Source organism: Methylacidimicrobium cyclopophantes, from assembly GCF_902143385.2.
GTDB lineage: Bacteria > Verrucomicrobiota > Verrucomicrobiia > Methylacidiphilales > Methylacidiphilaceae > Methylacidimicrobium > Methylacidimicrobium cyclopophantes.
Genome location: NZ_CABFUZ020000100.1, coordinates 1 through 25,752, shown reverse-complemented (window position 1 = coordinate 25,752; position 25,752 = coordinate 1). Strand labels below are relative to the sequence as shown.

Here is a 25,752-nt window from a genome sequence, read left to right as displayed (position 1 = left end):
GGGGCGGGGGGGCTCCGGAGAGAAGGTGAGGCGGGAAGCGACTTCTCCGCGGAGCCAATCGATTCCCCGATCGAGGAGAAGGTACTTGAGACGCGACCGTTTCCGATCTTCGCGATTGCCGTAATCCCGTTGGGTCGTGACGATCGCGACCGCCGCCTCCCGGACGCGCTCCTTCGGGACGTAAAAGAGGGGTTGGGCCAGATGCGGCTGCGTCTGGCGCAGGCCGTGGGTCATCCCGTGGCTTCCTCCGACGAGAAGGGTATAGCCCTCGACTTCCCGCCGGTTTGCATGAGCCACGAGTCCCAGATCGTTCGAGAAGACATCGATATCGTTTCTCGGGGGAAGGGCGATGCCGATCTTGAACTTCCGAGGAAGATAGGTCGCCCCGTAGATTGGCTCTTCCTCGGCCTGACTCGTTTCCTCGATGGGGAGCGGTTCGCCGTCGATCCAGATCTCGCTATAGGCGCGGCTGCGGGAGAGAAAGAGTTGGCTGAGATCGGCGGCGAGCTCTTGGAGCTCGCGGTAGACCGGATCGGCGACCGGAACCGGAGTCGCCACCGTGTTGCGTACGACGTCACCGCAGGCCCCCCAAGTCAAGATCCCCGAGGAGAGGATTTCCGCGACGGCCCGGCGAAGGTCGATTTTGCGGATGCCGTGGAGTTGGATTCCTTGCCGTGTGGTGATGCGTAGGGTGCCGTTGCCCACCGTTTCCGCAAGACGATCGAGAGTGAGGTATTGGGCGGCGCTGAGCCGACCTCCGGGGGTCTTGGTCCGGATCATGAAGATCCAGTCTTTGTCGAGGCCGGCTTTTCGAAGCTCTCCTCGACGATCGCGGTCATCCTGTTGATAGCTTCCGTGGAATTTCAGGATTTGCGCATCGGTATCGGAAAACCGGGCGGAGCTTGCGTCTCGGAGGGCTTCGGCGAGGGTACCGCGAAGTCGTCGGCTACTTTCCTTGATCTTTTCGACCGGGCTAACGGAGGACATATTGCTATTAGTCCATAGAGATAGTATATTTTGCAAACAAAAAACGACTCGCGACGACGGTTTCTCTTTTGGGTGGTTGAGTCGGTTGGAGAAATCGGCGAACTAATAATCCGGCTCGTTCCCGATCTTCCACTTGATGCTGCAGCCAACGCTGGGGCGTTGCACGGCGGGAGCCGATTTCCCGGCGAGAACGGCCTCGATCGCCGCTCGGAGGTCCCCGCCCGTGACCGGTATTGAGTTCCCCGGTCGGCTCGCGTCGTACTGGCCTCGGTAGAAGAGGCGCTGATCCCGGTCGAAGAGGAAGAAATCGGGGGTGCAGGCCGCCCGGTAGGCCTTGGCGACCGCCTGCGTCTCGTCAAAAAGGTAAGGAAATGTGTAGCCCACCTCCTTGGCTACCTCGGCCATCCGCTCGGGAGAATCGTCCGGATACCGAACGGGGTCGTTGGCGTTGATGGCCACCGCCGCAAGCCCTCGGCGCTGGTACTCGGCGACCAGCTTCGCGAGATGGTGCTGGAGATGCTTCACATAGGGGCAATGGTTGCAGAGAAACATCACCAGGAGCGCGGGGGCGCCGGCGAAATCGGAGAGGGAGACCAGCTTCCCCGAGGGATCGGGCAAAGAAAAAGAGGGAGCGCGGGTGCCCAGCGGGGTCATCAAGGATGTAGCGGCCATGAAAAAAGTGTAAAAAGCGTTTCCCGGCGGACAATCCTTTTTTTTGGAAGCTGGTGGCGATACGATTCTGGGGGAGGAATCGGATGTACAAAAGGATCCTGGTGGCCTATGACCGCTCCGAGGGGGGGCGGGCCGCCCTCGACGAGGGGCTTGCTCTTGCCAAGACGCTCGGGAGCGATTGCGTGGTTCTCTGGGTCGTTCCCCCGGTACCCTATTTTTTCTTCGATATCGGACGGGAGATCGAGATGCAGCAACAGAGGGAAGAGGCTTTCCTCGCCGAAATCGACAAGGATGTGAAGGCTGCCTGCCGGCGGTGGGGTCATCCGGCGGCCGTCGCCCGAAAGACGGGGAGTCCCGCGTTCGAGATCGTCCGATTCGCCGAGGAGAAGGGGTTCGACTTGATCGTCCTGGGCCACAGCGCCTATGTCGGACCTTGGGGAAGGGCTTTGGGCAGCGTCGCCGCCCGGGTGAGCGAAGAGGCGGCTTGTGCGGTGCTGATCGCTCGGCTGCCGAAGACTCACGGCGAGAGTGGTCGCGCCTCTGCGGAACCGGAGAGCAGATCGAAGTCGGCCTCCGCGGACTGATGGCGAGAGGATCGTCTTGACGAAGCCCGTAGCCGAAGCGGAACAAAGGCCTGGATGCGAGGAGAGCGCCCGGCTTCCGGCCGAGCCGTCGAAAGCTCGACTGCGGCGAAGGGGGCGGCCCCGCTTCCAAGCCGCAGGGAAAAATGTTCGATATGCGGACTAGAGCTCGCGCCGGCCTGCGAGCGCATAGCTCAGGGTGACGCTGTCGGCAAATTCGAGTCCGCCTCCGGCCGGCAGGCCCGTCGCCAAGCTCGAAATTCGCGCTCCGGTTTTTTTGAGTAGCTGCCCCAAGTAGAGAGCGGTGGCTTCCCCTTCGGCATCGGTGCCGAGGGCGAGGATGATCTCCCGGGGATGCTCCCGCTCGATACGGGCGAGAAGCGGCCCGGTCGGAAGCTGCTCCGGTCCGATTCCTTCGAGGGGGGAAAGCCTTCGGCCGAGGACATGGTAGCGGCCGCGGAACGCCGCAGCCCGCTCGATGCGAAGGACGTCGCCGGGAGAAGCGACGATGCACCAGAGGAGAGGATCGCGGGTGGAGTCTCGGCAGAGCTCGCAATGCTCCTCCTCGGCGTAAAATCCGCAACGCGAGCAGGCGCGAACCCGAGAGCCGACGGCTTGCAAGGTTCGAGCGAGCCGTTCCTTGGTTCCACCGGTCTCCGCCAGCAGGAAGAGCACGAGGCGTTCCGCGGAGCGGGGGCCGATCGATGGAAGCTCGCGCAACGCTGCAAGCAGTTCGCGGACGGTCGGGGGATAATCCGCCATGAAAGGACTCCGTGTTCTTGCCGCTAGGGCATGCCCGGCAAACCGAAACCCGATCCCAGTTTTTTCATCTCTGCCTCACTCGCTTGACGAGCTCGATCGAGAGCCTCTCGAACGGTGGCGAGGATCAGCTCGGAGAGCATCTGGGCATCCCCTTGCGCGACCAGCTCGGGTGCGATCCAAAGATCGAGGAGCTGCCCCCCTCCGCTCGCCACCGCCCGGAGCTTCCCTCCGGCCCCTTCGACTTCGAAGCGCCGGGAGGCGAGATCTTCCTGTAATTTTTGAGCCTGCTCCTGGAGCTGGCGGGCCTGCTTGAGCATTTTGTTTAGATTCATTGGCGATGGTCTTGCGGGGGGGTTGTCGAGAGGATGCGGGCTTCAAAGACCCGCAGCGCCTCCTGGATGAGCGGGTCGTTCCGAAACTCTTCTTCGGTTATCTGCTCCTGGGGGGAGGGGGCTTTCTTTGCCGCGCTTTCGGGGCGTTGCTTCCGTTCCGGCTCCGTCGGCGGATCGATGAGAAGAAAGGAGACCCGCACCGGTTCCCCGAGGGACTCTCGGAGCGAGTCTTCCAAGATCGGCCGGTTTCGAGGGTCGGTGAAGTAGGCCGCCTTCTGCCGGAAATCCTTGGGGAGGGCGACCTCCATGAGGTCTCCCCGCCTTTGGAGGAAGCGGCTCTTCCGGATCGAGTCGGCTTCCAAGGGTCGCTGCTCCGCGAAGCGGTCGAGCGCGAGCCGCCAAGCTTCTTCCGGGCTCATTGCGGCAGGCTCGGGAGGAACGAGAGCGGGTCGCGGTTCCTGCGGAACCGTGGTGATCGGAGGAACGGGCGGATTTGCTGCTTCCCCGAAAGAGGCGCTCGGCTCCTTCTGGTAAGAGGGGGGGGATGCGGAGGAGGGAGGTGCTGGCTGCGGAGAGGAGGCGGAGAGCTCTCGGAGAAGACGCTCGAGGGAGACCTTCTCCTTGTGGTGGGTCAGCTCGAGGATGCCGACTTCGAAAAGGAGGTTGCGATTGGCTGCGACGCGCAATCGCCCCTCCCACTGGGTCAGCTCTTCCAGGAGGGAAAGAGTCGTTTCCGGCGAAAGGGATCTGGCGAGCGCTTCCACCTCGGCCAGTTCCGATTCCGGAAGTTCTTCTCGGATGAGGGCGGGCGCGGCCTGGGAGACGGCGACATTGCGGAAGAGGTGGAGGAGCTCCCGCGAAAGAACCATGGCTTCCTTCCCGGATTCGAGCAGCTCGCGCAAGAGGCAAAGGGCATCGGCGGCCGCTCCTTCGGCGATCTGCCGGGCGAGGGCGGCGATCGGGGCCGTTCCGGCCATGCCAAACATCTCGAGAACGACCTTCTCCGAAATTTCGCCTCCGTAGAAGCCGACGAGTTGGTCGAGGGCGCCTTCCGCATCGCGGAGGGATCCCTCCGCATTTCGAGCCAGCAGGGCGAGTGCCTTGGGATCCGCGCTCAGCCCCTCGGCTGCACAGAGCGAAGCGAGATGGCCGGCAATTTCCCTCTCGGAAATCCGACGAAAGTCGAACCGCTGGCATCGGGAAAGGACGGTGGCCGGCACTTTTTGCGGCTCCGTCGTGGCGAAGAGGAACTTCACGTGGGCCGGAGGCTCCTCCAGGGTCTTGAGGAGGGCGTTGAATGCGGCCTGCGTGAGCATGTGGACTTCGTCGATCACATAGATTTTGAATCGACACTGCACCGGAGCGAAGCGGGCGCTTTCGCGCAGCTCGCGCACTTGATCCACGCCGTTGTTGGAAGCTCCGTCGATCTCCAGAACGTCAAGGCAGCGGCCCGCGTCGATCTCCGCGCAGATTGGATCGGAAGGATCGAAATCGACGGTCGGACCACCGGAGCACTCGAGTGCCTTCGCCAGGATGCGGGCGGTGGAGGTCTTTCCGGTGCCGCGCGGCCCGGCGAAGAGATAGGCTTGTGCCACCCGTCCTTGTCGGATCGCGCCCGCCAGCGTTCGGACGATATGCGGCTGGCCGACGATCTGCGAAAAGGTGCGCGGACGGTACTTTCTGGCAAAGACTTCGTAAGCCATGGGCTTGAGGCTCCGATAGGAGGAGCACCAGGAGCAGCGACAACAGCGGTCAAGTTACCGGTGCTTCCTTTCGGACCTGGCGGGGTTACCCTGCCGGCAGCTCCGCCGCCCCTGGCGCATTTGATCTTATTCCGTCGGAGAACGGATGCAACCTACTTCTCGTCGCCTTCGGCAACGAAGCGAAGGAATCGGTTGCTTCCTTCCGCGGGAAGGCTCTTATGGGTTACTCGGAGCTGGGTTCGGGGGAGTCGTCCCGGGGCCGGGGTTCTCGCTCGAGGGAGCCGGCTCGCCAGCCGAAGGCGGTGCGCTCTCTCCTGCCGGAGGCTGGACGGAGGACGAAGAAGCACTCGGGCCGGGTTGGCTCCCCTCCGCGGGCGGGGTCGTGGCGGAAGAGGAAGAGGAGGAGGAAGGAGAGGAAGTGCCGGAGGGGGGAGGCTCCGGAGTGGGGGGAGCGCCTTCTTCCAGTGCGGCCTCCGCATCCGGGCCTTCGGGCGATTCCTTTTTCGTTTCGGTCTGGGGCTGGGGCTGACCCGCTTCCTTTTTGGAAGAGAGGTTGCAGCCGGCGATGACCGCGGATGTCAAAAGCCCGAGGGAGAGGAACAAGAGACGCGAGAGCAGGGGTTTTCTGGCGGAGTCCATAAGGATTTTGTGAACTGGTTTCCCGATTAAGCCTTCCCTCGTTTCTCTTGTCAATCGACCGGAGCAAAAAGTTTCGATCGGCTAACCCGGCAGAGGAAATTCGAGGGTGGAAGACAAGACCTCTTCCCGGATTTTCTCGAGCACGGCGGAATCGTTTCGATGGGTGATGGTTCGGTGGATCCATTCCGCGATGTCGAACATCTCGTTTTCGCGCATCCCGCGGGTGGTGACCGCCGGAGTCCCGAGGCGAATTCCGCCGGCTTGGTAGGGAGGGAGGGTATCGAACGGGATCGCGTTCTTGTTGACCGTGATCCCCACACGGTCAAGAAGCTCTTGGGCCTCCTTTCCGGAGATCCCCCGAGGGCGGAGGTCGACTAAGAGCAGATGGTTTTCGGTCGTTCCCGTGACTAGACGGTAGCCGTGACGCTTCAAGCCTTCGGCCAGAGCGCGGGCATTGCGGATCACCTGGCTCTGGTAGTGTTGAAACTCGGGCTGGAGGGCTTCCTTGAGACAGACCGCCTTGGCGGCGATCACGTGCATGAGGGGCCCACCCTGAATCCCTGGGAAGATTTGCGCATCGATCTCCTTTGCGTAGGCCGCGCGGCAAAGGATCATGCCGCCTCGCGGTCCGCGGAGCGTCTTGTGCGTGGTCGTCGTCACGAAGTCGGCATAGGGCACCGGAGAGGGATGCAGGCCCGCGGCCACCAGTCCCGCGACGTGGGCCATGTCGACGAAGAGAAACGCTCCTACCGTGTCCGCGATCTGCCGCAGCGTCGCGAAGTCGATGATGGCGGGATAGGAGGAGGCACCCGCGACGATCATCCGGGGACGGTGGGCCTCCACCGTTTTGGCGAGCCCGTCGTAATCGATCCGCTCGTCCTCCGGACGGACGCCGTAGTGGGCTACTTGAAAGAAGCGGCCCGAGAAATTCATCTTGAAGCCATGGGTGAGGTGTCCCCCGTGGGCCAAATCCATGCTCACCAGCTTGTCCCCAGGCTGCAGGCAGGCGAAGTAGACGGCCATGTTCGCCTGACTGCCCGAGTGGGGTTGGACGTTGACATGCTCGGCGCCGAAGAGCTGTTTTGCACGATCGATCGCCAGCCGCTCGATCTCGTCCATGTTTTCGCAGCCGCCGTACCATCTTCTTCCGGGATAGCCCTCCGCGTACTTGTTGGTGAGGCAGCTTCCTTGGGCCTCCATCACCGCGCGGCTCGCGAAGTTCTCCGATGCGATCAATTCGAGATTTTCGCTCTGCCTTCGGCTTTCCCGTTCGATCAGAGAGCCGATGTCCGGGTCGGCGGTCGGGAGGGCGGAAGCCCGCTGGGACGCAGACGAACGGGACGAGATTTTTCCCAGCAGGTCGAGCTTCCGTAGCGGGCGGTCGTGCCCCAAGGAGCCCGGTTGGGAGACGAGCCAGGCGTGAAGGATGGCCGGGAGCTCGGTGGCATGGACGATCCCGGACCCCAAGCAGAGAATGTTCGCCGAATAACGGGCGCGAGCCGCAGCCGCCTCGTCGGGGGTGGCGACGCGCACCGCGCGAATTCCGGGGATCCGGTTGGCGGCGATCTCCATGCCCATCCCGTCCTGACAAAAGAGGAGGCCCAAGGCGGACTTCCCTTGGAGAATCGCACGACCGACCCGTTCGGCGTAGTCGGGGTAGTCGACGGGGAGCTCGTTCATGGTCCCATAGTCTTCGAAAGCAAGCTGGCTCCCTTTGAGCCAATCGCGGGCCGCTTGCTTCAGCGGGAGGCCGAAGTGGTCGGAGCCGAGAGCGATCCGCAGGCCCTCCCCCTCCTCCGGCTGGGTCGCTCGCTCCGATTCGAGCACGAAGGAGAGGATCTTGGGCATGGCCTGCCGCATCTGATCCCGGCAGACGCGATAGATTTCTATGGGGCTGCCGATCGGATCGGGGATCTCGCGGGAGGAGAGAGGGAGTTCGGAGTCGAACTCTAGGAGCAGATAAGTTTTTTCGGAGGCCGAGGGATAGAGCAAGAGAATGGAGTCGAGGTGCGCATAGCTCATGCAGAAGATGAAATCGGCTCGTCGCACAAGGTCAGCCGAGAGCGGCTTGCTCCGGATAGAGGAGATGTCGATCCCGATCTCCTGCATGACGTCGATCGCCTGCTCGCTGGGCATGATTCCGCTGACGGCCCCGATGCCGGCGGAGTCGACTCGAATGTCATGCCGGCCCTGGACTAGATCCTGGAACAAGCCTTGCGCCATGGGGCTCCGACAGACATTGCCCGTGCAAACAAAAAGAACGTTCTTCATGGGTTAGACGACGAGGACATCCCTAGGTCGGATTGCACCGACCGCTCGGGGAGCGATGGATGAATGGCTGGATCAATTCGATGAGTGGTTAAGCATACTCAACCAATTTTGCGAGGGAAAAGGATTTTTTCGCCTCCGCGGGAGTCGGCGGGGAACTCGCCGGGGCGGCGCGGATCGGGCGGTCCGGAAGAGAAAGAAGGCAAAGGCAACGAGCGACAACCGACTCGGCCGGTTTGGGCTCCTTCGGAGCTGAGAGCCGCGACGGGCTCAGAAAGGGACCGGTCCCCGCCTCTCGTCGGCCTTCGGGGGAGTACGGGAGGAAGCAAAGAGCTTCCGGGAAGCCGGGACGACCCGGAGCTCAACGGGAGCCAACCCGTCAGAGAAGAAGCCGAGGCGGATCGCCGCGATGCGGGAAAGATCGATGATCCTGCCCCCTTTGTAGGGACCCCGATCGTTGATACGGACGATGACGCTCTTCCCGTTCCGGAGATTGCAGACCGATACCAGCGTGCCGAAGGGGAGACTCGGATGAGCCGCGGTCATCTCGGAAGGCCGATAGCGTTCTCCGGTGGACGTGAAGCGCGATTCGTCATACCAAGACGCCGTTCCCCTCGCGCGAAAGGGGGTAGTCGCAGGCTCTTGGCGAGCCTTCGCCTCCGCGATCGAGCCGAGCGATCCGAAAAGAAGCGCAAGGGAGAAGATGCGGTAACAGCCGATGGCCGAACGGAAGCCGACCGCCCGTTCTGTAAGTTTAGCGAACATAATTTGTATGTTCGACAGCCTAAATGTAGGAGTTTCATGAAGTCAATAACAAAGTATTAAGCTAAACGAATAGAAAGCTTTGCAATTCTCCCTGCTGGCGGCGCCGGTCCCTTCGGCGAACGGCGCTTTTTTTGTACGGAGACCCTCAACCGGCGGCGCGGTCGCCGCCGAGGTAGCGGCTCACCGACTCGGCGAGCTTCCGGCCGATTCCTTTCACCTCGGCAATCTCTTCGACCGAGGCCTTCCGCAGGCGGTCGACCGAGCCGAATGCCTGGAGAAGGAGCCGCTTGCGACCGCGACTGACTCCAGGGCAGTCGTCGAGGAGGCTCTCACGGACCCGTTGTCGGAGAAGAAGCTGGTGATAGGCATTGGCGAAGCGGTGGGCTTCGTCGCGCAGCCGTTGGAGGAGCCGGATGGAGCCCGACTCCTTCGGAAGCCGCAGTGGGATCGGATCTTCCGGCCGGTAGATCTCCTCGTTTTCCTTGGCGAGGCCGATGACCGGGATCGCCCCGAGGCCGAGGGCGAAGAGCTCCCGGCGGGCCGCGGAGAGCTGGCCGGCTCCGCCGTCGACGACGATCAGGTCGGGCCGGCGGATTCCTTCGTCCAAGACGCGGCGATAGCGCCGACGTACCGCTTCGGCGATGCTGGCGAAGTCGTCTTGGCCCGCTACGGTGCGGATCCGGTAGCGGCGATAGCTGGCGCGGGCCGGTTTGCCCTGCTCGAAGACGACCATCGATGCAACCTTGTGGAGGGTCGAAATATTCGAGATGTCGAAGCACTCCAGGATCCGCGGCGGGCCGGGGAGCCCCAGCGCCGCGGCGAGCTCGCGCAACTCCTCGCCGGGGACGATCGCCGGCTCGTAGGAGCGGAGAAAGCGCTTGACGGGCTTGGTCGTCTGCCGAAGGTCTTCCCAGAGATTCCGCAATTCGGCCGCCCGCTCGAAATCCCAGCGGGCCGCCGCCTCTTCCATTTTCTTGCGGATCTCTTCGGCCATCTCCCGGGATTTTCCTTCGAGGAAGTCGCAGGCGGCCTCCACCCGACGCCGGTAGTCCTCTTGCGATACCGTTCCCAAGCAGGGGGCGGAGCAGTTCTTGATGGTGCGATCGAGACAATGCTTGTAGTCCCGCTCCCCGGGAACCACGGGGGAGCAGGAGCGCAAACCGAAGACCTTCTTCATCCAGTTGATCGTAGTCCGCAGGGCGCCGGAGGAGGCGAAGGGTCCGAAGTAGCGGCAGCCGTCGTCCTTGCGCAAGCGGGTGATTTGGAAGCGGGGGAAGGGTTCCCGGAGGTTCGTCTTTACGAGGAGGAAGCGCTTGTCATCCCGAAAGCTCACGTTGTAGCGGGGGCGATACTCCTTGATAAGCTTGCCTTCGAGCAGGATCGCCTCAGCTTCCGAGCGGACGGTGTGGTATTCGATGCGCCGGGCCACATCGACCATCGCGCGAATTTTTCGATTGGCCGCCATGCCCCGGGATGGATGGAAATATTGGGCAACACGCTTGTGGAGGTTGCGTGCCTTGCCGACGTAGATGACGCGGTCGAGGCGATCGCGAAAAAGGTAGACCCCCGGAGCCTGGGGAAAGTCGCGCACCGCTTTCTCGAGCTCAGGCCGACCGACGCTCATGGGAATCGACGATATCGACTAATAGGATGGCATGTTTTCGGGCCTCCGCCTATGGTATCTTGACTTGGATCCATGAAGAGAGGCGGTTGGTTCCTCACGTCGGTGGTTGCGGGACTCTTTCTTTTGGGCGCGGCCGTTCTTTCTCCTTCGCAAGCGGCCGAATCTCTACCGGCGCGCAGCAAGCATGTCGAAGCAACCCTGCTTTCGGAAACCAACGCGCTTTCCCCGGGCGTTCCTGTTTGGGTGGCGGTCCGCCTGCGCATGGAGAAAGGCTGGCACACCTACTGGCGAAATCCTGGAAACGCCGGTTCCCCGACGCGGATCGATTGGGAGCTTCCCGCAGGCTTTCAAGCGGGGCCGATCCAGTGGCCCGTTCCGGAGGTGATTTCGGTTCCGCCCTTGACGAGCTACGGCTACGAAGGGGAAGCGTGGCTCCTGGCATCCGTCACTCCCCCCGCATCGCTTCCGGTCGGCCAAACCGTGGCTCTCTCGGCGAAGGTGAGCTGGGTGGAATGCGCGCAGACCTGCATTCCGGCGAGCGAGAATCTCTTGCTCATCCTTCCCGTGACGGCGACGCCCGGGAAGATCGACCCCGCGCTGCGGGCCGGCTTTCAGCAGGCGCGGGCGGCTCTTCCCCAGCCCCCGCCGAAGACGGTGCAGGCGACCGCGTGGATCGAGCGCGACAAGCTCCATCTGGAGCTGAAAAGTTCGGAAAAGAAGGCGGCCGTTCTGGAGGCGCCCCGCTTCCTGCCCGCCCAAGAGGGTTTAATCGTAGACAGCGCGCCGCAGACCTTCCGGCTGCGGCAGTTCGGGATCGTCCTGGAGATTCCGCGGCCACCGAAGCCCAAGCCGCTTCCGAGGAAGCTCGATGGGGTGCTCCTCGCCCAGTCGACCGAATGGAAGGGGACTCGGAAGATCGCCTGGGCGCTGGAGGCAGAGCAGGTGCCGGTGCCGATCACCCTCCGATCCCTTCCCGCCTCCAAGGAGCTCTGGCTGGTTCTCGGCTTCGCCTTTCTGGGCGGCCTCATCTTAAATTTGATGCCGTGCGTCTTCCCGGTTCTTTCCCTGAAGGTTCTCCATCTGGTCGAACGGGGTCAAGAGGAGGGGGGGAGTTCTTTTCAGCACGGGCTTGCGTTTCTGCTCGGAGTGGTCTCGTCCTTTTTGGCTCTGGCCGCGCTTCTTCTCGCGCTGCGGGCGCGCGGAGCGGAGCTGGGCTGGGGCTTTCAACTCCAGTCGGCACCCTTCGTGGGGTCGCTCGTCGTCCTCTTCTTCCTGGTCGCGCTGAGTCTCTTCGGGGTTTTCGAGTTTGGAGCCTCCTTCGGAAGCATGGGGGAGGTCGCAGACCGGGCGCGAGGTCTTTGGGGGAGCTTCGGCAGTGGGGTCTTGGCCACCGTGGTGGCGAGCCCCTGCACCGCCCCGTTCATGGGGATGGCTCTCGGCTTTGCCCTCACTCAGCCCATGTGGATCTCCCTGTTAGTCTTCGCCTCCTTGGGGCTCGGGGTCGCCGCACCAGTCTTTCTGCTCTGCACCTTCCCCGCCCTGCTCCGGCTGCTGCCCCGGCCGGGGCGGTGGATGGAGGATTTTAAGCAACTTTTGGGCTTTCCCATGATGGGGGCCGTGGTCTGGCTTCTCTGGGTCTACGGCAAGCTGCGCGGGATCGACGGGGTCGGCTCGCTGCTCTTGGTGCTTGTCGCGGTGGGCTTCGGAGCTTGGCTTTTCGGACGCTATGCGAACCCAACCCGGATTCTGCCGGTCCGGCTTGTCGCGGGACTGCTCAGTGTCCTCACCGTAGCGGTAGCCGTCGGATACCTCGTGCGGGATGCAGCCGGCCAGCGACGGGAGGTCCCTTGGATTCCCTATTCGGCCGAGCGGTTGAACGAGCTGAGGGCCAAGGGGGTTCCGGTCTTTCTCGATTTCACAGCGGCCTGGTGTTTGACCTGCAAGGTCAACGAGCGGGTGGCCCTCGACAATCCGGAGGTCCGCAAGCGGTTTGCCGATCGGGGGGTGGTTTGGATGGTGGCCGATTGGACGAACCGCGACCCGGCAATCACCCAAGCGTTGACGGCCCTAGGCCGAAGCGGGGTTCCGGCTTACGTACTCTATGGACCGGATCCGCAGGCACAACCGAAGCTCTTGCCTGAACTGCTGACCCCGAGCCTTCTCCTGGACGAGCTCGATCGGCTGCCGAGTCCGGCCGCACGGGAGCCCGCCCTCTCGGCTTCGCCGCGGGCAGCTCCGTGAAAAGCAGGGAATCCCAGGATGGGCCGAAGGGTGGATCGGCGTTTTTGCCCGGCTTCGGCGTCTTCGAGACCCTTCGAGTCGAAAAGGGGCGGGCGCAATTCGTAGAAGAGCACTGGCGGGCACTCGGAGAGGCGGCGGATGCCTTGGGAATCGTCCGGAAAATCGATTTTCGGCCTCGGGCGTCCCATTTGCCTCCCGGAGAAACCGGCCGCTGGCGCTGGGTGGCCACCTTGGAGAAGCAGTGGGAGAGCTTTGTCAAGGAGAAGCCCCCGGAACGGATCGCCTATTCGCTCGAGTTGGCTCCGCAGCGCGTCGGCTCCCACAACTGGGACGCGCGCTTCAAAACGCTCAGCTATTTGACGCGTTGGCAAGCGCGGAGGGCGGTGGCCGCCGACGAGGCGCTTCTCTGCAACGAAAGGGGCGAGCTCGCCTCCGGGGCGTGCAGCAATCTCTTCTGGGTCCGAGGGAAATCGATCTATACGCCCTCCACGGAGGCGGGCTGCCGGGCTGGCGTCATTCGGGGCTGGATCCTCAGCCGGGCCGAAGTCGTCGAAGGCCGGTATCCCCTCTCCGATCTCGAGGATGCGGACGAGATCTTCCTGACCAATAGCTGGATTGGGGTGATGCCCGTCAATCGCTTGCTGGGCCGAGCTCTCCCGGTCGGCCCCGTCGCCCTCCGGCTGCGCAAGGAGCTCGCGGAGTCGTTGGGCAGAGCGAGCGGAAGTGCAGAGAACGGTTAAACCGCAGGCTTATCCTCTTTGAATCCGGGCTCGAGGGCGGGCGGAGAAAGCCGCGGGCTTTTCTTTCGCTCAATCCCGATCGCGATCCAGACGGAGAGTTCGTAGAGGAGGTACATGGGAGCCGCCAGGAGGAAGAGGGTAAAGGGATCGGAGGTCGGCGTGATGCAGGCGGCGGCGACGATGATCGCGACGATCGCGTGCCGGCGATAGCGGCCCAGGAGTTCCGCGCGCAGGATTCCGAAGTAGGTGAGGAGGACGACGACCAAAGGGAGCTCGAAGGCGAGGCCGAAGCCGACCACCATCTGGATGACGAAGTCGACGTAGTTGGGCAGGGTCCATTGGTTTTCCACGCCGAGGCTGCGGCTGTACTGGACGAAGAAGCGGAGGGTTTGGGGCAAGAGCACCGCGTAGGAAAAGAAGCCGCCCAGAAGAAAGAGAAGGGCCCCGACGGAAAAGACGGGAAGGACCGCCCGTTTTTCCCCAGGGGTCAGCGCGGGCAAAAGAAACTCGCCGACGAAATAGAGAACCGCCGGGAGGGAGAGCACGATCCCGGTCAAAAGGCTGATCTGGATCTGGACGGAGAAGGGGTCGACGACTCCCAGGACCCGCAGGATCTTCGTCGGATCTTCCCCCGCTTTCCGGAGGGGTGCCAGGAGGAGCTCGAGGATCGGCTTGGTCTCGACGAAGCCGACGATGGCGGCCAATACGAGGGCCCCCGACGCCTTGAAGAGCATCCAGCGCAGATCTTCTAGATGGTCGAGGAAGGGCTTTTCGTCGGAGGAGGGAGGCATTGCTGGCCCGCCTTTTTTACAAAGTTCGTGCCCGAGGTGTCGGAGACGGGCCCCGATGTGGGGCGGGCTCCGGTTCGGGGAGAGGGGAGGAGGGGCTCGTTTCCGAAGCCGCGTTCCCATAGAATTTTTTTCCGAGCTCGATCTTGGGACGGCCGCGGGAAGTGCGCCAGCGGTTGGCATCTCGGAGCGAATAGAGGCAGCCGCAATACTCCTGCTGATAGAAACCTTCCTCCCGGGAGATCGCGATCATTCTCTCCGAGCCCCCCAGCTTTCTCCAGTTGTAGGTCCAGTAGAGCAGCCCGGGGTAGCGGGAGGCCGCGCGGACTCCCGCGCCCGTCACCTGCTCGAAATCTTTCCACCGGGAGATGCCGAGGCTGCTCGTAAAGACCCGGAAACCGTACTCGACCGCATAGAGGGCCGTCCGTTCGAAGCGGAGGTCGAAGCAGACGCTGCAGCGGACACCGCGCTCGGGCTCCCATTCGAGCCCGCGCACCCGAGAAAACCAGTTATCGGTGTCGTAATCGGCGTCGATGAAGGGCACCGAGAGCTTTTCGGCGAACGCGATGTTCTCTTGCTTGCGCAGCTCATACTCCCGGCGTGGATGGATGTTGGGGTTATAGAAGAAGACGGTCAGATTCGCGCCCGCAGCCAGAATCCTCTCCATGACCGCACCCGAGCAGGGAGCGCAGCAGGAGTGGAGAAGAACCTTCCTCTCTCCTTCGGGCAGCTCCGGTTGCGAAGCAGGCGGGCGGCGACGCATCACCCAAAGCCAAGCCCTGAACCCGTAGGCTTGGCAAGGGGAAGTTTCCGTTCCAACCCCCCGCCGTTCGAAAAGCCATCGCTTCGGCCGTGCGTCCCGCTCAGGAGCGATCGAGGGCGGAACGGAGGGCTTCGAGCTTGGTCGAGAAGCGCACCGGATAGGGGGCTGCGGCCGGGGAGAGGCCGCGTAGATCGCTGGGAAGGGAGGCAAGCCCCCGTGCGGCCCGATCCCGGGCGACGCGCAGCGGCTCGGGAGGGGAAAGCCGCTTCCCGTCCCGCAGGACGGGGACCAGGAGGGGCTCTCCCGGATGGTCCTCTCCTTCCAGGGCCACCAGATCGGAGACGATTCTCCCGTCCGCGTCGTAACGCCGAAAGACCTGCTTGCGCCCGGGCCAGGTGGCTTTTCCTTCGGAGCGCTTTCGGCGCGGCCTTCCCGCATACTCTTCGAGCTTGTAGACGCAGTCGAGATAGGGCGCATCGGAGGAGGTGTCGAGGGAAGTGCCGATTCCGAAACCGTCGATCGGAGCCCCGGTTCCGACGAGCTCCTGGAGCCGCTCTTCGGTGAGGTTGCCGCTGGCGAAGATGCCGACCCGCCGCAAGCCGGCGTCGTCGAGGATCCGGCGGACACGGCGCGCATGGGCGCCGAGATCGCCGCTGTCGAGTCGGACCGCCAGCGGCCGAATCCCTCTCTCCTCCAGCCGGGGAGTCAAGGCGACGAGCTTCCGGACGGCCTCTTCGGTGTCGTAGGTGTCGACGAGGAAGACGGCGCGATCGGGATTGGCTTCGGCAAAGCGGAGAAAGGCCTCCTCTTCGGAGTCATGCGCCTGAATGAAGGAGTGGGCCATCGTTCCGGAGAGTGGAATCTCGAAAAGCTTGCCCGCGAGAACCGTGGCGGTCGCCGAGAAGCCGGCCAAGAAAGCGGCGCGGGCTGCGTAGAGCCCCGCCTCGGCACCATGTGCCCGGCGGAGACCGAAATCGACTAGCTCCTTGCCGGGCGCGACCAAAACCGACCGCGCGGCCTTGGAAGCGATCATCGTCTGGAAGTGGAGCAGGTTCATGATCCGGCTCTCGAAGAGCTGGGCTTGGGGGATGGGCGCGGTGATGCGGAGGATGGGCTCCTCCGGAAAACAGAGCGTTCCCTCGGGCATGGCGTGGACATCCCCCTGGAAGCGAAAATCCCGAAGCTTCTCGAGAGACTCCCGACGAAAACCTTGAGTGGCGAGCCAGTCGATTTCCTCGGGCTCGAAGTGGGCGGATTCGAGAAAGGCGAGAGCCTGCTCGACGCCTGCGACGAGGAGAAAGTTTCGATTCTTGGGCAGCTTCCGAACGAAAAACTCGAAAACCGCCGTTTCGTTCATCCCGGCATGGAAGTATCCCTGGAGCATCGTGAGCTCGTAGAGGTCGGTGAGGAGAATCGTCGATTCGAGATTCATGGGGTTGGAGAAGATTAGGGCTCAGGCGGGGAAGGGCAAGCAGAGGATACGGCCCAGGGGCAAGTTTTCACGGGCTTGCGCCCGTCTTCGAGGCGGTGATAGGCTCCGGAGCGAGATGCCGCCTAACCCGAGCGCAGCACCGTCTTCCCCTCCTCCGCAAACGGTCGCAGGGCATATCCTGGAAGTCCATGGACCGGTGGTCGACATCGAATGCGAGCGACTCCCGCCGATCCACTGGTGCCTGCGGAGCCATCTCGATCACGAGACCTATACCTTCGAGGTGCACCAGCACCTCGACGAACATCATGTCCGCTCGATTACCCTCCATTCGACCGCGGGTCTGCGGCGGGGAATGCCCGTCTACGACGGAGGGGGCTTCCTTCGCGTTCCAACCTCTCGGGAGTGTCTCGGCCGCTTGGTGAACGTGTTCGGAGAACCGCTTGACGGGAAGGCTCCGATTGTGACCAGCGAATACAGGAACGTCGTCCAGGAGCCGCCTCCGCTTTCGGAAATGATCGGCGCGAAGGAGATTCTCCGGACGGGCCTCAAGGTGATCGATCTTCTCTGTCCCTTCGTGAAGGGAGGCAAGACGGGCCTCTTCGGCGGAGCCGGGGTAGGGAAGACCGTTCTCATGATGGAGTTCATGCATGCGATCGCGGCGATCTACCACGGCGTTTCGGTCTTTGCCGGAGTCGGAGAGCGGATTCGGGAGGGACACGAGCTGTGGCATTCGATGCAAGAAGCCGGAGTCATGGAGCAGACGCTCATGGTCTTCGGCCAGATGAACGAATCGCCAGGGGTGCGCTATCGGGTCGGGCTGACCGCGCTTTCCTATGCCGAGTATCTGCGGGATACGCTGCAGAAAGAGGTCCTTTTCCTCATGGACAACCTCTTCCGCTTCGTCCAAGCGGGAAGCGAGGTCTCCGGGCTTTTGGGCCGGATGCCGGCGATGGTAGGCTACCAGCCGACGCTTTTAACCGAGGTCGCGGAGCTCGAGGACCGGATCGTCTCCACGCAGCGGGGCAATATCACCGCAGTCCAGGCGGTCTATGTTCCGGCCGACGACATGACCGATCCGGCCGTCATGGCCATCCTGAGCCATCTCGACACGGTCGTCATCCTCTCCCGGACGCAAGCCGCCAAGGGCTTCTATCCGGCGGTCGACCCCCTGCTTTCCACGAGTCGAATGATGGATCGCACCTTCCTGGGCGAGCGCCACTACCGGGTCGCCGTCGAAGTCCGCAAGGTGCTTGCGCGTTACAAGGAGCTCGAAGACATCATCAACCTCCTGGGCATGGAGGAGCTCTCCGAGGAGGATCGGAAGATCGTCTTACGGGCCAGGAAACTCCAGCGTTACCTGACGCAGCCGTTCTTTACGACGGCGACCCATACGGGGATTGCCGGTCAGTCGGTGCCGCTCGAGGAGGTGCTCGACGATTGCGAGGCATTCCTCCGGGGAGATTTCGACGGTTTGACCGAGGAACAGTGCTACATGCGCGGCTCCATGAAGGAGGAAAAGAAGAGTTCGTGAGGGTCTTTTCCTTGATCGTACGAGATCCCACCCATGTCATTCGTCGAGACGACGTCGTTTCCTTCGTCGGAGCGGATGCATCCGGAAGCTTTGGGATTCTGGCCGGACATGAGCGCTTTCTCACCTCCCTGCGCTTCGGGCTGGCCCGTTTCCGCATTGCGGGGGACGACGGGATAAACTATCTGGCGTTGGCCAGCGGCCTTCTTTCCTTCCGCGAGAACACGGCGACAATCTGCACCCAGCACTTCTTTCTCGATCGGGATCGGGACCGGATTGCGCAGGCTCTGGAAGGGGAGATCAAGCGGGAAGAGGCGGATCTTCGCGAGATGCACACGATCGCGAGGAATCTCGAGCGGGAGATGCTCCGCCGGCTCTGGGAGCTGGGCCGGACCGCGCCAAGGCGGGTTCTCTAAACAGGGGGGAGTCGAGCTCGTGGAGGATCACGAAGAGAACGAAGCGGGCCGGGAAAAAGGGAGATCCGCGCCGGAAGAAGACGGAATGCGTTTGGCCAAGCAAGTCGGTAAGGATGTGGAGAAGATGAAGCGGGCGGAAAAGGAAAAGCAGGATGTCCTTTCTTCGTGGCTCTCGCTCGGAACCATCGGCCTTCTCTTCATCACGCCGGTCGTGATCGGAGCCTTCGCCGGACGGTGGCTCGATCAGCATCTCGCCGGTTATGCCATCCATTGGACGATCACCGGGATCCTCCTCGGGGTGATCCTGGGCGCCGTGAGCGTCTACAACCACATTCGCCGAAATTTATGAGCGCCTCGGGACTCCTCGCGCAGCCCATTCTTCGGATCGGCTCGTTCGCCGTGAGCGAATCGGCCGCCACCGCGACGGGCTTGACGATTGCGCTGGCCGGGGCGGCGGCCTGGGCGAGGAGTCGGCTCCGCCTCCGAGACCCCGCCGGCTGGCAAGTCGTGCTGGAACTCGCGGTGCAGTCGATTGACTCGACCGTCCGGGATTCGATTCCGAAAGCGCCGGAGCGCGTTCTCCCGTTGGTGGGAACCCTTTGGATTTATATCCTCTTTGCCAACTTGGTCGGATTGATTCCCGGCCTCCATTCCCCGACCGGAGATCTCTCGGTGACCGGGGCATTGGCCGCGATCGTTTTTTTCGCCGTGCCCTATTACGGCGTGCGGGCGGAAGGATGGGTCGCCTATCTGCGGGAATACTTTACCCCGATGTTCTGGATGTTCCCCTTCCACGTGATGAGCGAGCTGACCCGAACCTTGACCCTCGCCGTCCGTCTCTTCGGCAACATGACGGGAATGGAGGTCGCGATCGGCATTCTGCTGCTGCTGGCGGGCTTTCTCGTGCCCGTGGCCTTTCTCTTTCTCCATCTCATCGAGGCTCTCTTGCAGGCCTACATTTTCGGAATGCTGGCTTTAGTCTATATCGCCGGCGGCATGCAGGCGCTGGCAGACAGGGAACAACAAACGGGAGGAACGAGAAGATGAATGAATTGAGCTTCTTCACTACGATCGTGACCGCTTTCTCGGTCTTGGCGATGGGCCTCGGGGTCTTGGGGCCTGCGATCGCCATGGGAATGGCCGTGGCCAAAGCGCTCGAGGCGTTGGCCCGCCAGCCGGAGGCCGAGAAGTCCATCATGCGCTGGCTCTTGATCGGGCTGGCGATGATCGAGTCGCTGGCGATCTATGTGCTGGTCGTTGTCCTCATCGTTCTCTTCCGCAGCCCGATGCTCGACTATCTGCTCCACAAGTAGGCCGGCATGGAATCGAACGAGAGGCGATCGCCGTGAGCTTGGATTGGACGACCTTTTCCCTCCAGGTCATCAACTTCCTGGTCCTGGTCTGGCTCCTGCACCGGCTTCTTTTTCGGCCCGTTTTGCGGATGGTGGCGGAGCGAAGGGCGGCGACGGCCAGGGCGTGGGAAGAGGCGGAGCGGGTAAAGAAGGAGGGAGAAGAGCTCCGGAAGGCCTACGAGAACCGGATGGCCATTTGGGAGGCGGAAAAGGAGAAGGCTCGGGCTAAGCTCCTCGAGGAGCTGCAGGCGGAACGGAGTCGGCTGCAGAGGGAAAACGACCGGCTCATTCAGGAAGAACGGGAGCGGGCGCGCGCGGTGGAAGCCCATAGGCTCGCTGCTCTGGAGCAGGCGGCGGAGACGCGGGCGCTGCGGATCGGCACCCGGTTCGTCAGCCGCTTCCTTCACGACTTGGTGACCCCCGATCTCGAGGGGAAGTTGGTCGACCGGACGGTGGAGGAAATCGAGCGGCTCCCTCCGGAAAAGCGCGAGGAGATCCGCGGCGCAATCGCCCGGGAGGGAGTGGAGCAGATCGAGATTCGGACGGCCTTCCCGTTGGAGCAAGGGCGTCGCGACCGATTGGCGAAGGCCTTGCAGGAGGTGTGCGGGAGGGAGCTTCCTTGTCAATTTCTCGTCGATTCCTCGCTGGGAGCGGGCGTCCGCGCGGTCGTCGGCGGGTGGATGGCTCGGGCAAACGTGAAGGACGAGCTCTTGTTTTTCGCTTCGAAAGGAGAGGGCTGAATCATGCCGGAAAAGAAAGAACTTTCCCCGCTGGAGCAGAAGGCGAACTGGGTCGAGCAGTATCGCTTTTCCCCGGAGGTGGCCGAATTCGGCCGAATTACTTCGGTTGGAGATGGAATCGCCTGGATCGACGGGCTCTCCTCGGCTGCGATCGACGATCTGCTCGAGCTGGAGGACGGGAGCCAGGCGCTGGTCTACAGCCTCAGCCGCGAATCGGTGGGGGTCATGCTGCTGTTGCAGACTCAAGGTCTCACGGCGGGGACGCTGGCTCACAGAACCGGGAAGCGGCTGAGCATCCCCGTAGGGGATGCGTTGCTCGGGAGGGTGGTCGATCCCGTGGGGAATCCTCTAGACGGAAAACCCGCGCCCGCAACGGATCGCCTAGGGCTTTTGGAGGCTCCGGCGCCTGCAATCATCGATCGGGAGTATGTCGACCAGCCGCTCTATACGGGAAACAAGATCGTCGATGCGATGATCCCGATCGGCAAGGGCCAGCGCGAGCTGGTGATCGGGGACAACGGACTGGGAAAGACGACCTTTTGCCTCGATATGGTGGTAAACCAGAAGGGGAGGGACGTCCTTTGCGTCTACGTGCTCATTGGGCAGAAGCGGTCGAGCATCGTGCAGGTCGTGGAAACGCTTCGGGAGCGGGGTGCCTTGGATTATACGGCGATCGTGGTGGCGGAGGCGACCGCGCTCCCCGGGCTCCAGTATTTGGCTCCCTTTGCCGGATGCGCCTTGGCGGAGGAGTGGATGCGTTCGGGAAGGCAGACTCTGGTGATCTACGATGACCTCTCGCAGCATGCACAAACCTACCGGGAGCTTTCGCTCCTGCTGCGCCGACCGCCGGGGCGGGAGGCCTATCCCGGGGATATCTTCTATCTGCACAGCAGGCTCTTGGAGCGTTCGACCCGGCTCTCTGCAGCCAACGGGGGAGGGAGCCTGACGGCGATCCCGATTGTGGAAACTCAGCAGGGAGAGCTTGCCTCCTACATCCCGACGAACTTGATTTCTATCACCGACGGGCAGGTCTTCTTCGAACAAAGTCTCTTCGCCGCCGGGACGCTCTACGCCATCGACGTCACCCGCTCGGTCTCCCGGATCGGGGGAGCGGCGCAACATCCGGCGCTCCGGAGGGAGGCCGGACGAATGAAGCTCGATTTCCTGCAATTTCTCGAGCTCGAGGTCTTCACCCGTTTCGGGACGAAGCTTGAGGCGTCGTTGGAACGAAAGATCCAACGAGGGAGATTGCTGCGGGAGCTGCTGAAGCAAGACAAGCTCGCTCCGGTCAGCCCGGAGCAGGAGCTTGGCTGGCTCGTGGCTTTCAACGAAAATCTCTTCGATCCCATTCCGGTGGATCGAGTGCGCGCCGCCCAACAATCTCTCTTCGACCGCATCGACCGCTCGGGCCTTACTTTGGAGGAGCCGCGGGACCGCTGGCTGGCTCTGGTGAAAGAGGTGTTGATGCCGTTGGCTGCGGCTACGGCACCGCAGGCTCAAGGACAACAAGCCGTTTCCGTCGCCGCATGAGCCGACGCCGCGAAATTCTCCACTATCGCCATTCCTTGCAGGAGATCGGCGAGATCATGAAGGCCATGAAGAACATGGCTCTGGTCGAGGTGCGGAAGCTCGCGAAATTCTCGGGCGTGCAGCGCGATTTGATCCTTGCTCTAGAAGAGATGGCGAAGAGTTTTTTCGGGGCCCATCCCGAGTTGCTTCCACCAACCCGGGATGAGCATCCCATTTTCCTTCTTTTGGGCTCGGAGCGGGGATTTTGCGCGGATTTCAACTCTTCGCTTGCGCGGTTTTGGTTGGAGAGGGTCCAAAGCATTCCGGAAAAGACCGCATACGAGCTCGTCGTGGTAGGAGGGCGATTGGAAAGCCGAACGACGGGCTTCCCCAAGACTTCCCGGGTTCTCTCGGGACCGAGCGTGTGGGAGGAGGTGGCCGACTTCCTTCCACGGCTCATGGGAACGGTCCGGGATCTGGTGCGAACGGGATCGACCGGGCTCACTGTGCTTTTCCATGAGCCCGATCAGGACCGGATCGAGGAGCGGAGGCTTTTGCCGGTCCCGATCCGTGCGGATCAACTGCCGCGGAGGATCGTGGCCTCTCCCCCGCTCTTGCAAATCCCTGCGAGACAGTTTTCAGAGGATCTCTCGGAAACCTACCTGCTTGCAGGGTTGCACGAGGCCCTCTACTCCTCGCTTGCCGCCGAGAACCGGAAGCGGATGGAGCATATGCAGACCGCCCTCGACCGATTGGACAAGAGAGTCGCCGAGCTGACGGGGCTAGCCAACCGATTGCGGCAGGAGGAGATCACCGAGGAGATCGAGGTGATCCTGCTTTCCGCCGAGGCCCTGGAGCGCCAGAAAAAAATGGGGTCAGGCAGCAACCATTGACAGAAGGAGAACGGTGGCGGAGGAACGGCACCATGGCCCGAAGGATTCGCATCGAGTTTCCGGGAGCTTTCTATCATGTGATGGCGCGAGGGAATCGGCGTGAGGATATTTTCCATGACGACGATGACCGACGCTTCTTTCTCAAGGCCGTAAGCGAAGCTTGCGGGATGACAGCGTGGAGAATTCATGCGTGGGTGCTGATGTCGAATCATTACCACATCTGTCTCGAAACCCCGGAAGCCAACTTAAGCGCGGGAATGGGCTGGTTGCAGAACGCCTATACCCGGCGGTTCAACACGCGACATCGGTTGTGGGGACGACTGTTTGGAGACCGATACAAGGCGGTGCTGATCGAAGGCGGGAATGGCTATTACTACCAGACGCTCTTGGATTACATTCACCTTAATCCGGTGCGAGCGGGATTGATTCGTCCTCGATGCGGGCAGGGTGTACTGGACTATCCGTGGAGCAGCGCCGCAGGCGGACATGCTTTGCCGCCAGGGCAGAGGCCGCAATGGCTGGCGACAGAATCGGTGCTCCTCGCTTTCGGGTTTCCCGACAGCGAGGATGGAAGACGGAAGTGGATCGAGCGACTGGATCGGCGTGCGTCAGAAGAGGAGCCCGCAAGGTGTGGCACGGTACCCGTACCGGAGGGAATGGATGCGCGGTGCAGCCACCTTCAAAAGGGATGGTATTGGGGAAGCCAAGAGTTTGCGGAGCGGATGCGGAAGCTGGCAGATACCACCCGGATGGGAGCCCCTAGCCGAAGTTCTCGCGGAAAAGGGGAAGGCAGAGCGCACGATTTGGCGCGAGCGGAAAAGCTCCTGCAGCAGGGGCTTGAGGCGGCGGGCCTCGATTCGGATGGCATTCGCGCTCTCCCGGGATCGGACGGGCGCAAGGTAGCGATTGCCCGGGTGATTTGGGAGCAGACCGCGGTGCCACAAACTTGGCTTGCGGAGCGACTCGGCATGGGAAGTGCCTCGAACGTGAGCCAGCAATTGCGTCGAAGCTCCGACCGGCAAACCGCGACTCTCCCCGAATCGCTCCTGGGCTGGCTCGCTTCGGTCTCTGTCAATGGATGATGCCTGACCCCTATTGGCGGTTCCGGGTCAAAAGAGAAGATGGAACTTCATGATGAGCGCGTTGGAATAGAGTGCCTGGACCGTCGCTGCATCCAACGCCATCTGGTAGCCGAAGCCGAAGTAGAGGCTGTAGTAGTCGCGGAAGTGGAAGCGGCCGATCAGGACCTCCGGCGTGACGAAGAGACCCGGTTCCCCAAAAAAATAAAAGTTGCTCAGCGATGGGTGGGAGTTGAGCTCGATGGTGGGGCAGATGACCCCGAAGCGATATTGGAGGGCGACATTCCAGATGATGGGGCTCCCCAACTGTTTGTTATCGGCGTCGGCCCAGGAAGTTCCCAAGTTGACCATGAAGTCAAAATGGCCCCATCCCTTCCCGAAGGTGACGAAAGGAGTCCAAACCCAGTGATTATTGAGTCCGAGGGAGGTGCCGGTCGGGGTGAGGGCGATGAGCATCACCGAGAAGACGTAGTTCTTCTGGGTTTCGGGGGAAGCCATGATCCGGTTTTTCACCATGAAGACCTGGCCTCCGAATCCGTCTTTTTGGCCTTCTCCCGGATAGTAGAGGTAGTTGGGCAACGCGGCGGCCACTTCAAAGGTTGGGGCCACGATCACGTTTACTCCTTTCTGGTTCCCGAAGTTCCACTCTTTCTTCCCGTTGGGGAGTGTTTCGTCATATACGTCGTATCGGATGCGCTGCTCCAAGCGCGGGGTTTCCGTGACCAGCGGCGTCAGATAATGCGTCTGCCTTTCCCGGGTTTCGATCGTCATCCTGCGCCATTTCCCGAGCCAGTCCTTTCCGCTCTCCTGAGCATTCATGGTCTCCACCAGATCTTGCGCCGCAATCTCCTCGCCGGGGTAGAAGATCGGATCGGCGGTGAGGACGCAGGAATGCATCAAAAGCGGTAGGAAGAGGATCCAACGGAGCGGGAGCTTGCTTCCGAAGGGGCGTTGCCGCGGAGTTCCCCCTTCTCGTTCCCCTCTCATGGTCGCTTCGCGTCCCCCGAAGTGATTCCGCTTCCCGTCCCGGCCGACGACGAACCGTGGACCCGGATTGCCGCCTGCGGGAAAGAACAAGAGCGAGGCAGCTCCGACTTCGAGAGGGACGATCTATAGGCGCAATCTTAACGGTCTCGGCGGGGAAGAATAGCCCATTTGCACCAGCTTCAGCGAGCCGGCTTGTGTGCGCGGATAAAGGCGCTCAGGAACTTCCCCTCCAAAAGCGGTGCCAAGCTTTCCGGATCGAGTCGGGCAGTCCGGAGGGTGCGTAGGAACTCGGCCGCCTCCGAGGCGGTATAGATCCGCGTCGGCTCGATGCCGATTGCGACGAACCCGGCAACGGTCAGCTTCGCGCGGTACTCCGACTCCTCCAGGGCGCCTGCGACGCAGCCCATCCAGAGGTCCGTGATTTTGCGAAGGGACGAAGGAAGCTCGCCTCGCAAGACGATGTCCGAAAATGCGATCCTTCCACCGGGCTTGAGGACCCGGAAGGTTTCTGCGAACACCTGATCCTTGTCGCCGGAAAGATTGATGACGCAGTTGGAGAGGATCACGTCGATCGAATTGTCCGGAAGCGGAATGTTTTCGATTCGGCCTTTGAGAAACTCGGCGTTGGCGATGCTCGCCTTCTGCTGATTCTCCCGAGCGAGCGCGACCATCTCGTCGGTCATATCCAGGCCGTAGGCTTTGCCTAGCGGTCCAACCCGGCGAGCCGAGAGGAGAACATCGATTCCGCCGCCCGAGCCCAGATCGAGCACGGTTTCGCCTGGTTGGAGTTGGGCCAGGGCGAATGGGTTGCCGCAGCCGAGGGAAGCGGCAAGCGCCGCTCCCGGCAAGCCTTCGATTTCCCCCGCTTGGTAGAGTTTCGAAGGGATCGTACAGGAAGGCGACTCTTGCGAGCCGCAGCAGACAGCTTGCCCGCCGCGACGGACACGGCGG

Annotated in this window: 26 protein-coding genes and 1 other RNA gene; 13 read left to right on the top strand and 14 right to left on the bottom strand. The window is 62.4% G+C overall.

The window, feature by feature from the left end:
• Positions 1-987 (bottom strand): ferredoxin-like domain-containing protein (locus FN369_RS04130; RefSeq protein WP_512698702.1); only part of this gene is annotated, 987 nt, incomplete at its 3' end.
• A gap of 102 nt (positions 988-1,089) precedes the next feature.
• A complete protein-coding gene (locus tag FN369_RS04125) occupies positions 1,090-1,659 on the bottom strand; it encodes a thioredoxin family protein (RefSeq protein ID WP_142524939.1) in 570 nt (189 codons plus the stop codon).
• A gap of 83 nt (positions 1,660-1,742) precedes the next feature.
• Here FN369_RS04125 and FN369_RS04120 point away from each other — a divergent pair, with 83 nt between their 5' ends.
• The gene (locus tag FN369_RS04120) at positions 1,743-2,243 is read left to right on the top strand and encodes a universal stress protein (RefSeq protein ID WP_142524938.1); all 501 of its coding nucleotides are present in this window, start codon (positions 1,743-1,745) and stop codon (positions 2,241-2,243) included.
• 159 nt (positions 2,244-2,402) lie between these two features.
• Here FN369_RS04120 and recR read toward each other — a convergent pair whose 3' ends face one another.
• The 4 genes from recR to ffs form a co-directional block, all read right to left on the bottom strand.
• Complete coding sequence (recR, locus tag FN369_RS04115; protein WP_142524937.1) at positions 2,403-3,002, bottom strand: recombination mediator RecR; 600 nt, start codon at positions 3,000-3,002, stop codon at positions 2,403-2,405.
• 23 nt (positions 3,003-3,025) lie between these two features.
• Positions 3,026-3,334, bottom strand: a complete 309-nt coding sequence (locus FN369_RS04110) for a YbaB/EbfC family nucleoid-associated protein (protein WP_142524936.1) — start codon at positions 3,332-3,334, stop codon at positions 3,026-3,028.
• A complete protein-coding gene (gene dnaX, locus FN369_RS04105) occupies positions 3,331-5,037 on the bottom strand; it encodes a DNA polymerase III subunit gamma/tau (RefSeq protein ID WP_142524935.1) in 1,707 nt (568 codons plus the stop codon). The genes FN369_RS04110 and dnaX overlap by 4 nt, the downstream gene beginning before the upstream one ends.
• A 22-nt stretch (positions 5,038-5,059) precedes the next feature.
• An RNA gene (ffs, locus tag FN369_RS04100) (signal recognition particle sRNA small type) lies at positions 5,060-5,154 on the bottom strand.
• A gap of 28 nt (positions 5,155-5,182) precedes the next feature.
• On the opposite strand from ffs, the gene FN369_RS04095 reads away from it, so the two are divergent.
• Positions 5,183-5,566, top strand: coding sequence for a hypothetical protein (locus FN369_RS04095; protein ID WP_142524934.1), 384 nt, complete (start codon positions 5,183-5,185; stop codon positions 5,564-5,566).
• A gap of 191 nt (positions 5,567-5,757) precedes the next feature.
• Here the strand turns inward: FN369_RS04095 and FN369_RS11545 are convergent, their stop codons facing one another.
• From FN369_RS11545 to FN369_RS04080, 3 genes are all read right to left on the bottom strand, one after another.
• Entirely contained in the window at positions 5,758-7,947 is a 2,190-nt protein-coding gene (locus FN369_RS11545) for a serine hydroxymethyltransferase (protein WP_142524933.1), read from the bottom strand.
• A gap of 267 nt (positions 7,948-8,214) precedes the next feature.
• The gene (locus FN369_RS04085; RefSeq protein WP_142524932.1) at positions 8,215-8,709 is read right to left on the bottom strand and encodes a septal ring lytic transglycosylase RlpA family protein; all 495 of its coding nucleotides are present in this window, start codon (positions 8,707-8,709) and stop codon (positions 8,215-8,217) included.
• A gap of 145 nt (positions 8,710-8,854) precedes the next feature.
• Positions 8,855-10,333 carry an excinuclease ABC subunit UvrC gene (locus tag FN369_RS04080; protein ID WP_142524931.1) on the bottom strand — a complete coding sequence of 493 codons (1,479 nt, stop codon included), beginning with the start codon at positions 10,331-10,333 and terminating at the stop codon, positions 8,855-8,857.
• A 72-nt stretch (positions 10,334-10,405) separates the two neighbouring features.
• Here FN369_RS04080 and FN369_RS04075 point away from each other — a divergent pair, with 72 nt between their 5' ends.
• Both FN369_RS04075 and FN369_RS04070 read left to right on the top strand, forming a co-directional pair.
• Positions 10,406-12,574, top strand: a complete 2,169-nt coding sequence (locus FN369_RS04075) for a protein-disulfide reductase DsbD family protein (protein WP_142524930.1) — start codon at positions 10,406-10,408, stop codon at positions 12,572-12,574.
• Positions 12,571-13,314: an aminotransferase class IV gene (locus FN369_RS04070; RefSeq protein WP_142524929.1), complete on the top strand. Its 744-nt coding sequence runs from the start codon at positions 12,571-12,573 to the stop codon at positions 13,312-13,314. Before FN369_RS04075 ends, FN369_RS04070 begins: the two co-directional genes overlap by 4 nt.
• Here the strand turns inward: FN369_RS04070 and tatC are convergent.
• The 3 genes from tatC to FN369_RS04055 form a co-directional block, all read right to left on the bottom strand.
• The gene (gene tatC, locus FN369_RS04065; RefSeq protein ID WP_142524928.1) at positions 13,311-14,105 is read right to left on the bottom strand and encodes a twin-arginine translocase subunit TatC; all 795 of its coding nucleotides are present in this window, start codon (positions 14,103-14,105) and stop codon (positions 13,311-13,313) included. The two genes, FN369_RS04070 and tatC, sit on opposite strands and share 4 nt — an antisense overlap.
• Before the next feature lie 16 nt (positions 14,106-14,121).
• Positions 14,122-14,865 carry an epoxyqueuosine reductase QueH gene (locus FN369_RS04060; protein ID WP_142524927.1) on the bottom strand — a complete coding sequence of 248 codons (744 nt, stop codon included), beginning with the start codon at positions 14,863-14,865 and terminating at the stop codon, positions 14,122-14,124.
• 100 nt (positions 14,866-14,965) lie between these two features.
• A complete protein-coding gene (locus tag FN369_RS04055; protein WP_142524926.1) occupies positions 14,966-16,297 on the bottom strand; it encodes a nicotinate phosphoribosyltransferase in 1,332 nt (443 codons plus the stop codon).
• A 115-nt stretch (positions 16,298-16,412) separates the two neighbouring features.
• Here FN369_RS04055 and atpD point away from each other — a divergent pair, with 115 nt between their 5' ends.
• The 9 genes from atpD (at position 16,413) to FN369_RS04010 (ending at position 23,817) form a co-directional block, all read left to right on the top strand.
• A complete protein-coding gene (atpD, locus tag FN369_RS04050) occupies positions 16,413-17,828 on the top strand; it encodes a F0F1 ATP synthase subunit beta (RefSeq protein WP_142524925.1) in 1,416 nt (471 codons plus the stop codon).
• On the top strand, positions 17,825-18,241 hold the full coding sequence (locus FN369_RS04045) for a F0F1 ATP synthase subunit delta/epsilon (RefSeq protein WP_142524924.1): 417 nt from the start codon (positions 17,825-17,827) through the stop codon (positions 18,239-18,241). The genes atpD and FN369_RS04045 overlap by 4 nt, the downstream gene beginning before the upstream one ends.
• An 85-nt stretch (positions 18,242-18,326) precedes the next feature.
• Positions 18,327-18,590 carry an AtpZ/AtpI family protein gene (locus FN369_RS04040; RefSeq protein ID WP_142524923.1) on the top strand — a complete coding sequence of 88 codons (264 nt, stop codon included), beginning with the start codon at positions 18,327-18,329 and terminating at the stop codon, positions 18,588-18,590.
• Positions 18,587-19,288, top strand: a complete 702-nt coding sequence (locus tag FN369_RS04035; protein ID WP_142524922.1) for a F0F1 ATP synthase subunit A — start codon at positions 18,587-18,589, stop codon at positions 19,286-19,288. The genes FN369_RS04040 and FN369_RS04035 overlap by 4 nt, the downstream gene beginning before the upstream one ends.
• A complete protein-coding gene (gene atpE / locus FN369_RS04030) occupies positions 19,285-19,554 on the top strand; it encodes an ATP synthase F0 subunit C (protein WP_142524921.1) in 270 nt (89 codons plus the stop codon). The genes FN369_RS04035 and atpE overlap by 4 nt, the downstream gene beginning before the upstream one ends.
• Positions 19,555-19,586: 32 nt before the next feature.
• A complete protein-coding gene (locus FN369_RS04025) occupies positions 19,587-20,333 on the top strand; it encodes a F0F1 ATP synthase subunit delta (RefSeq protein ID WP_142524920.1) in 747 nt (248 codons plus the stop codon).
• Between the two features lie 3 nt (positions 20,334-20,336).
• A complete protein-coding gene (locus tag FN369_RS04020; protein ID WP_142524919.1) occupies positions 20,337-21,863 on the top strand; it encodes a F0F1 ATP synthase subunit alpha in 1,527 nt (508 codons plus the stop codon).
• A complete protein-coding gene (locus FN369_RS04015; RefSeq protein ID WP_142524918.1) occupies positions 21,860-22,735 on the top strand; it encodes a F0F1 ATP synthase subunit gamma in 876 nt (291 codons plus the stop codon). The genes FN369_RS04020 and FN369_RS04015 overlap by 4 nt, the downstream gene beginning before the upstream one ends.
• A gap of 32 nt (positions 22,736-22,767) precedes the next feature.
• Positions 22,768-23,817: a transposase gene (locus FN369_RS04010; RefSeq protein WP_142524917.1), complete on the top strand. Its 1,050-nt coding sequence runs from the start codon at positions 22,768-22,770 to the stop codon at positions 23,815-23,817.
• A gap of 27 nt (positions 23,818-23,844) precedes the next feature.
• Here the strand turns inward: FN369_RS04010 and FN369_RS04005 are convergent, their stop codons facing one another.
• Both FN369_RS04005 and FN369_RS04000 read right to left on the bottom strand, forming a co-directional pair.
• A complete protein-coding gene (locus FN369_RS04005; protein WP_246189535.1) occupies positions 23,845-24,801 on the bottom strand; it encodes a hypothetical protein in 957 nt (318 codons plus the stop codon).
• Positions 24,802-24,980: 179 nt separating this feature from the next.
• The coding region (locus tag FN369_RS04000; protein WP_142524916.1) for an arsenite methyltransferase at positions 24,981-25,752 on the bottom strand (772 nt) is incomplete at its 5' end.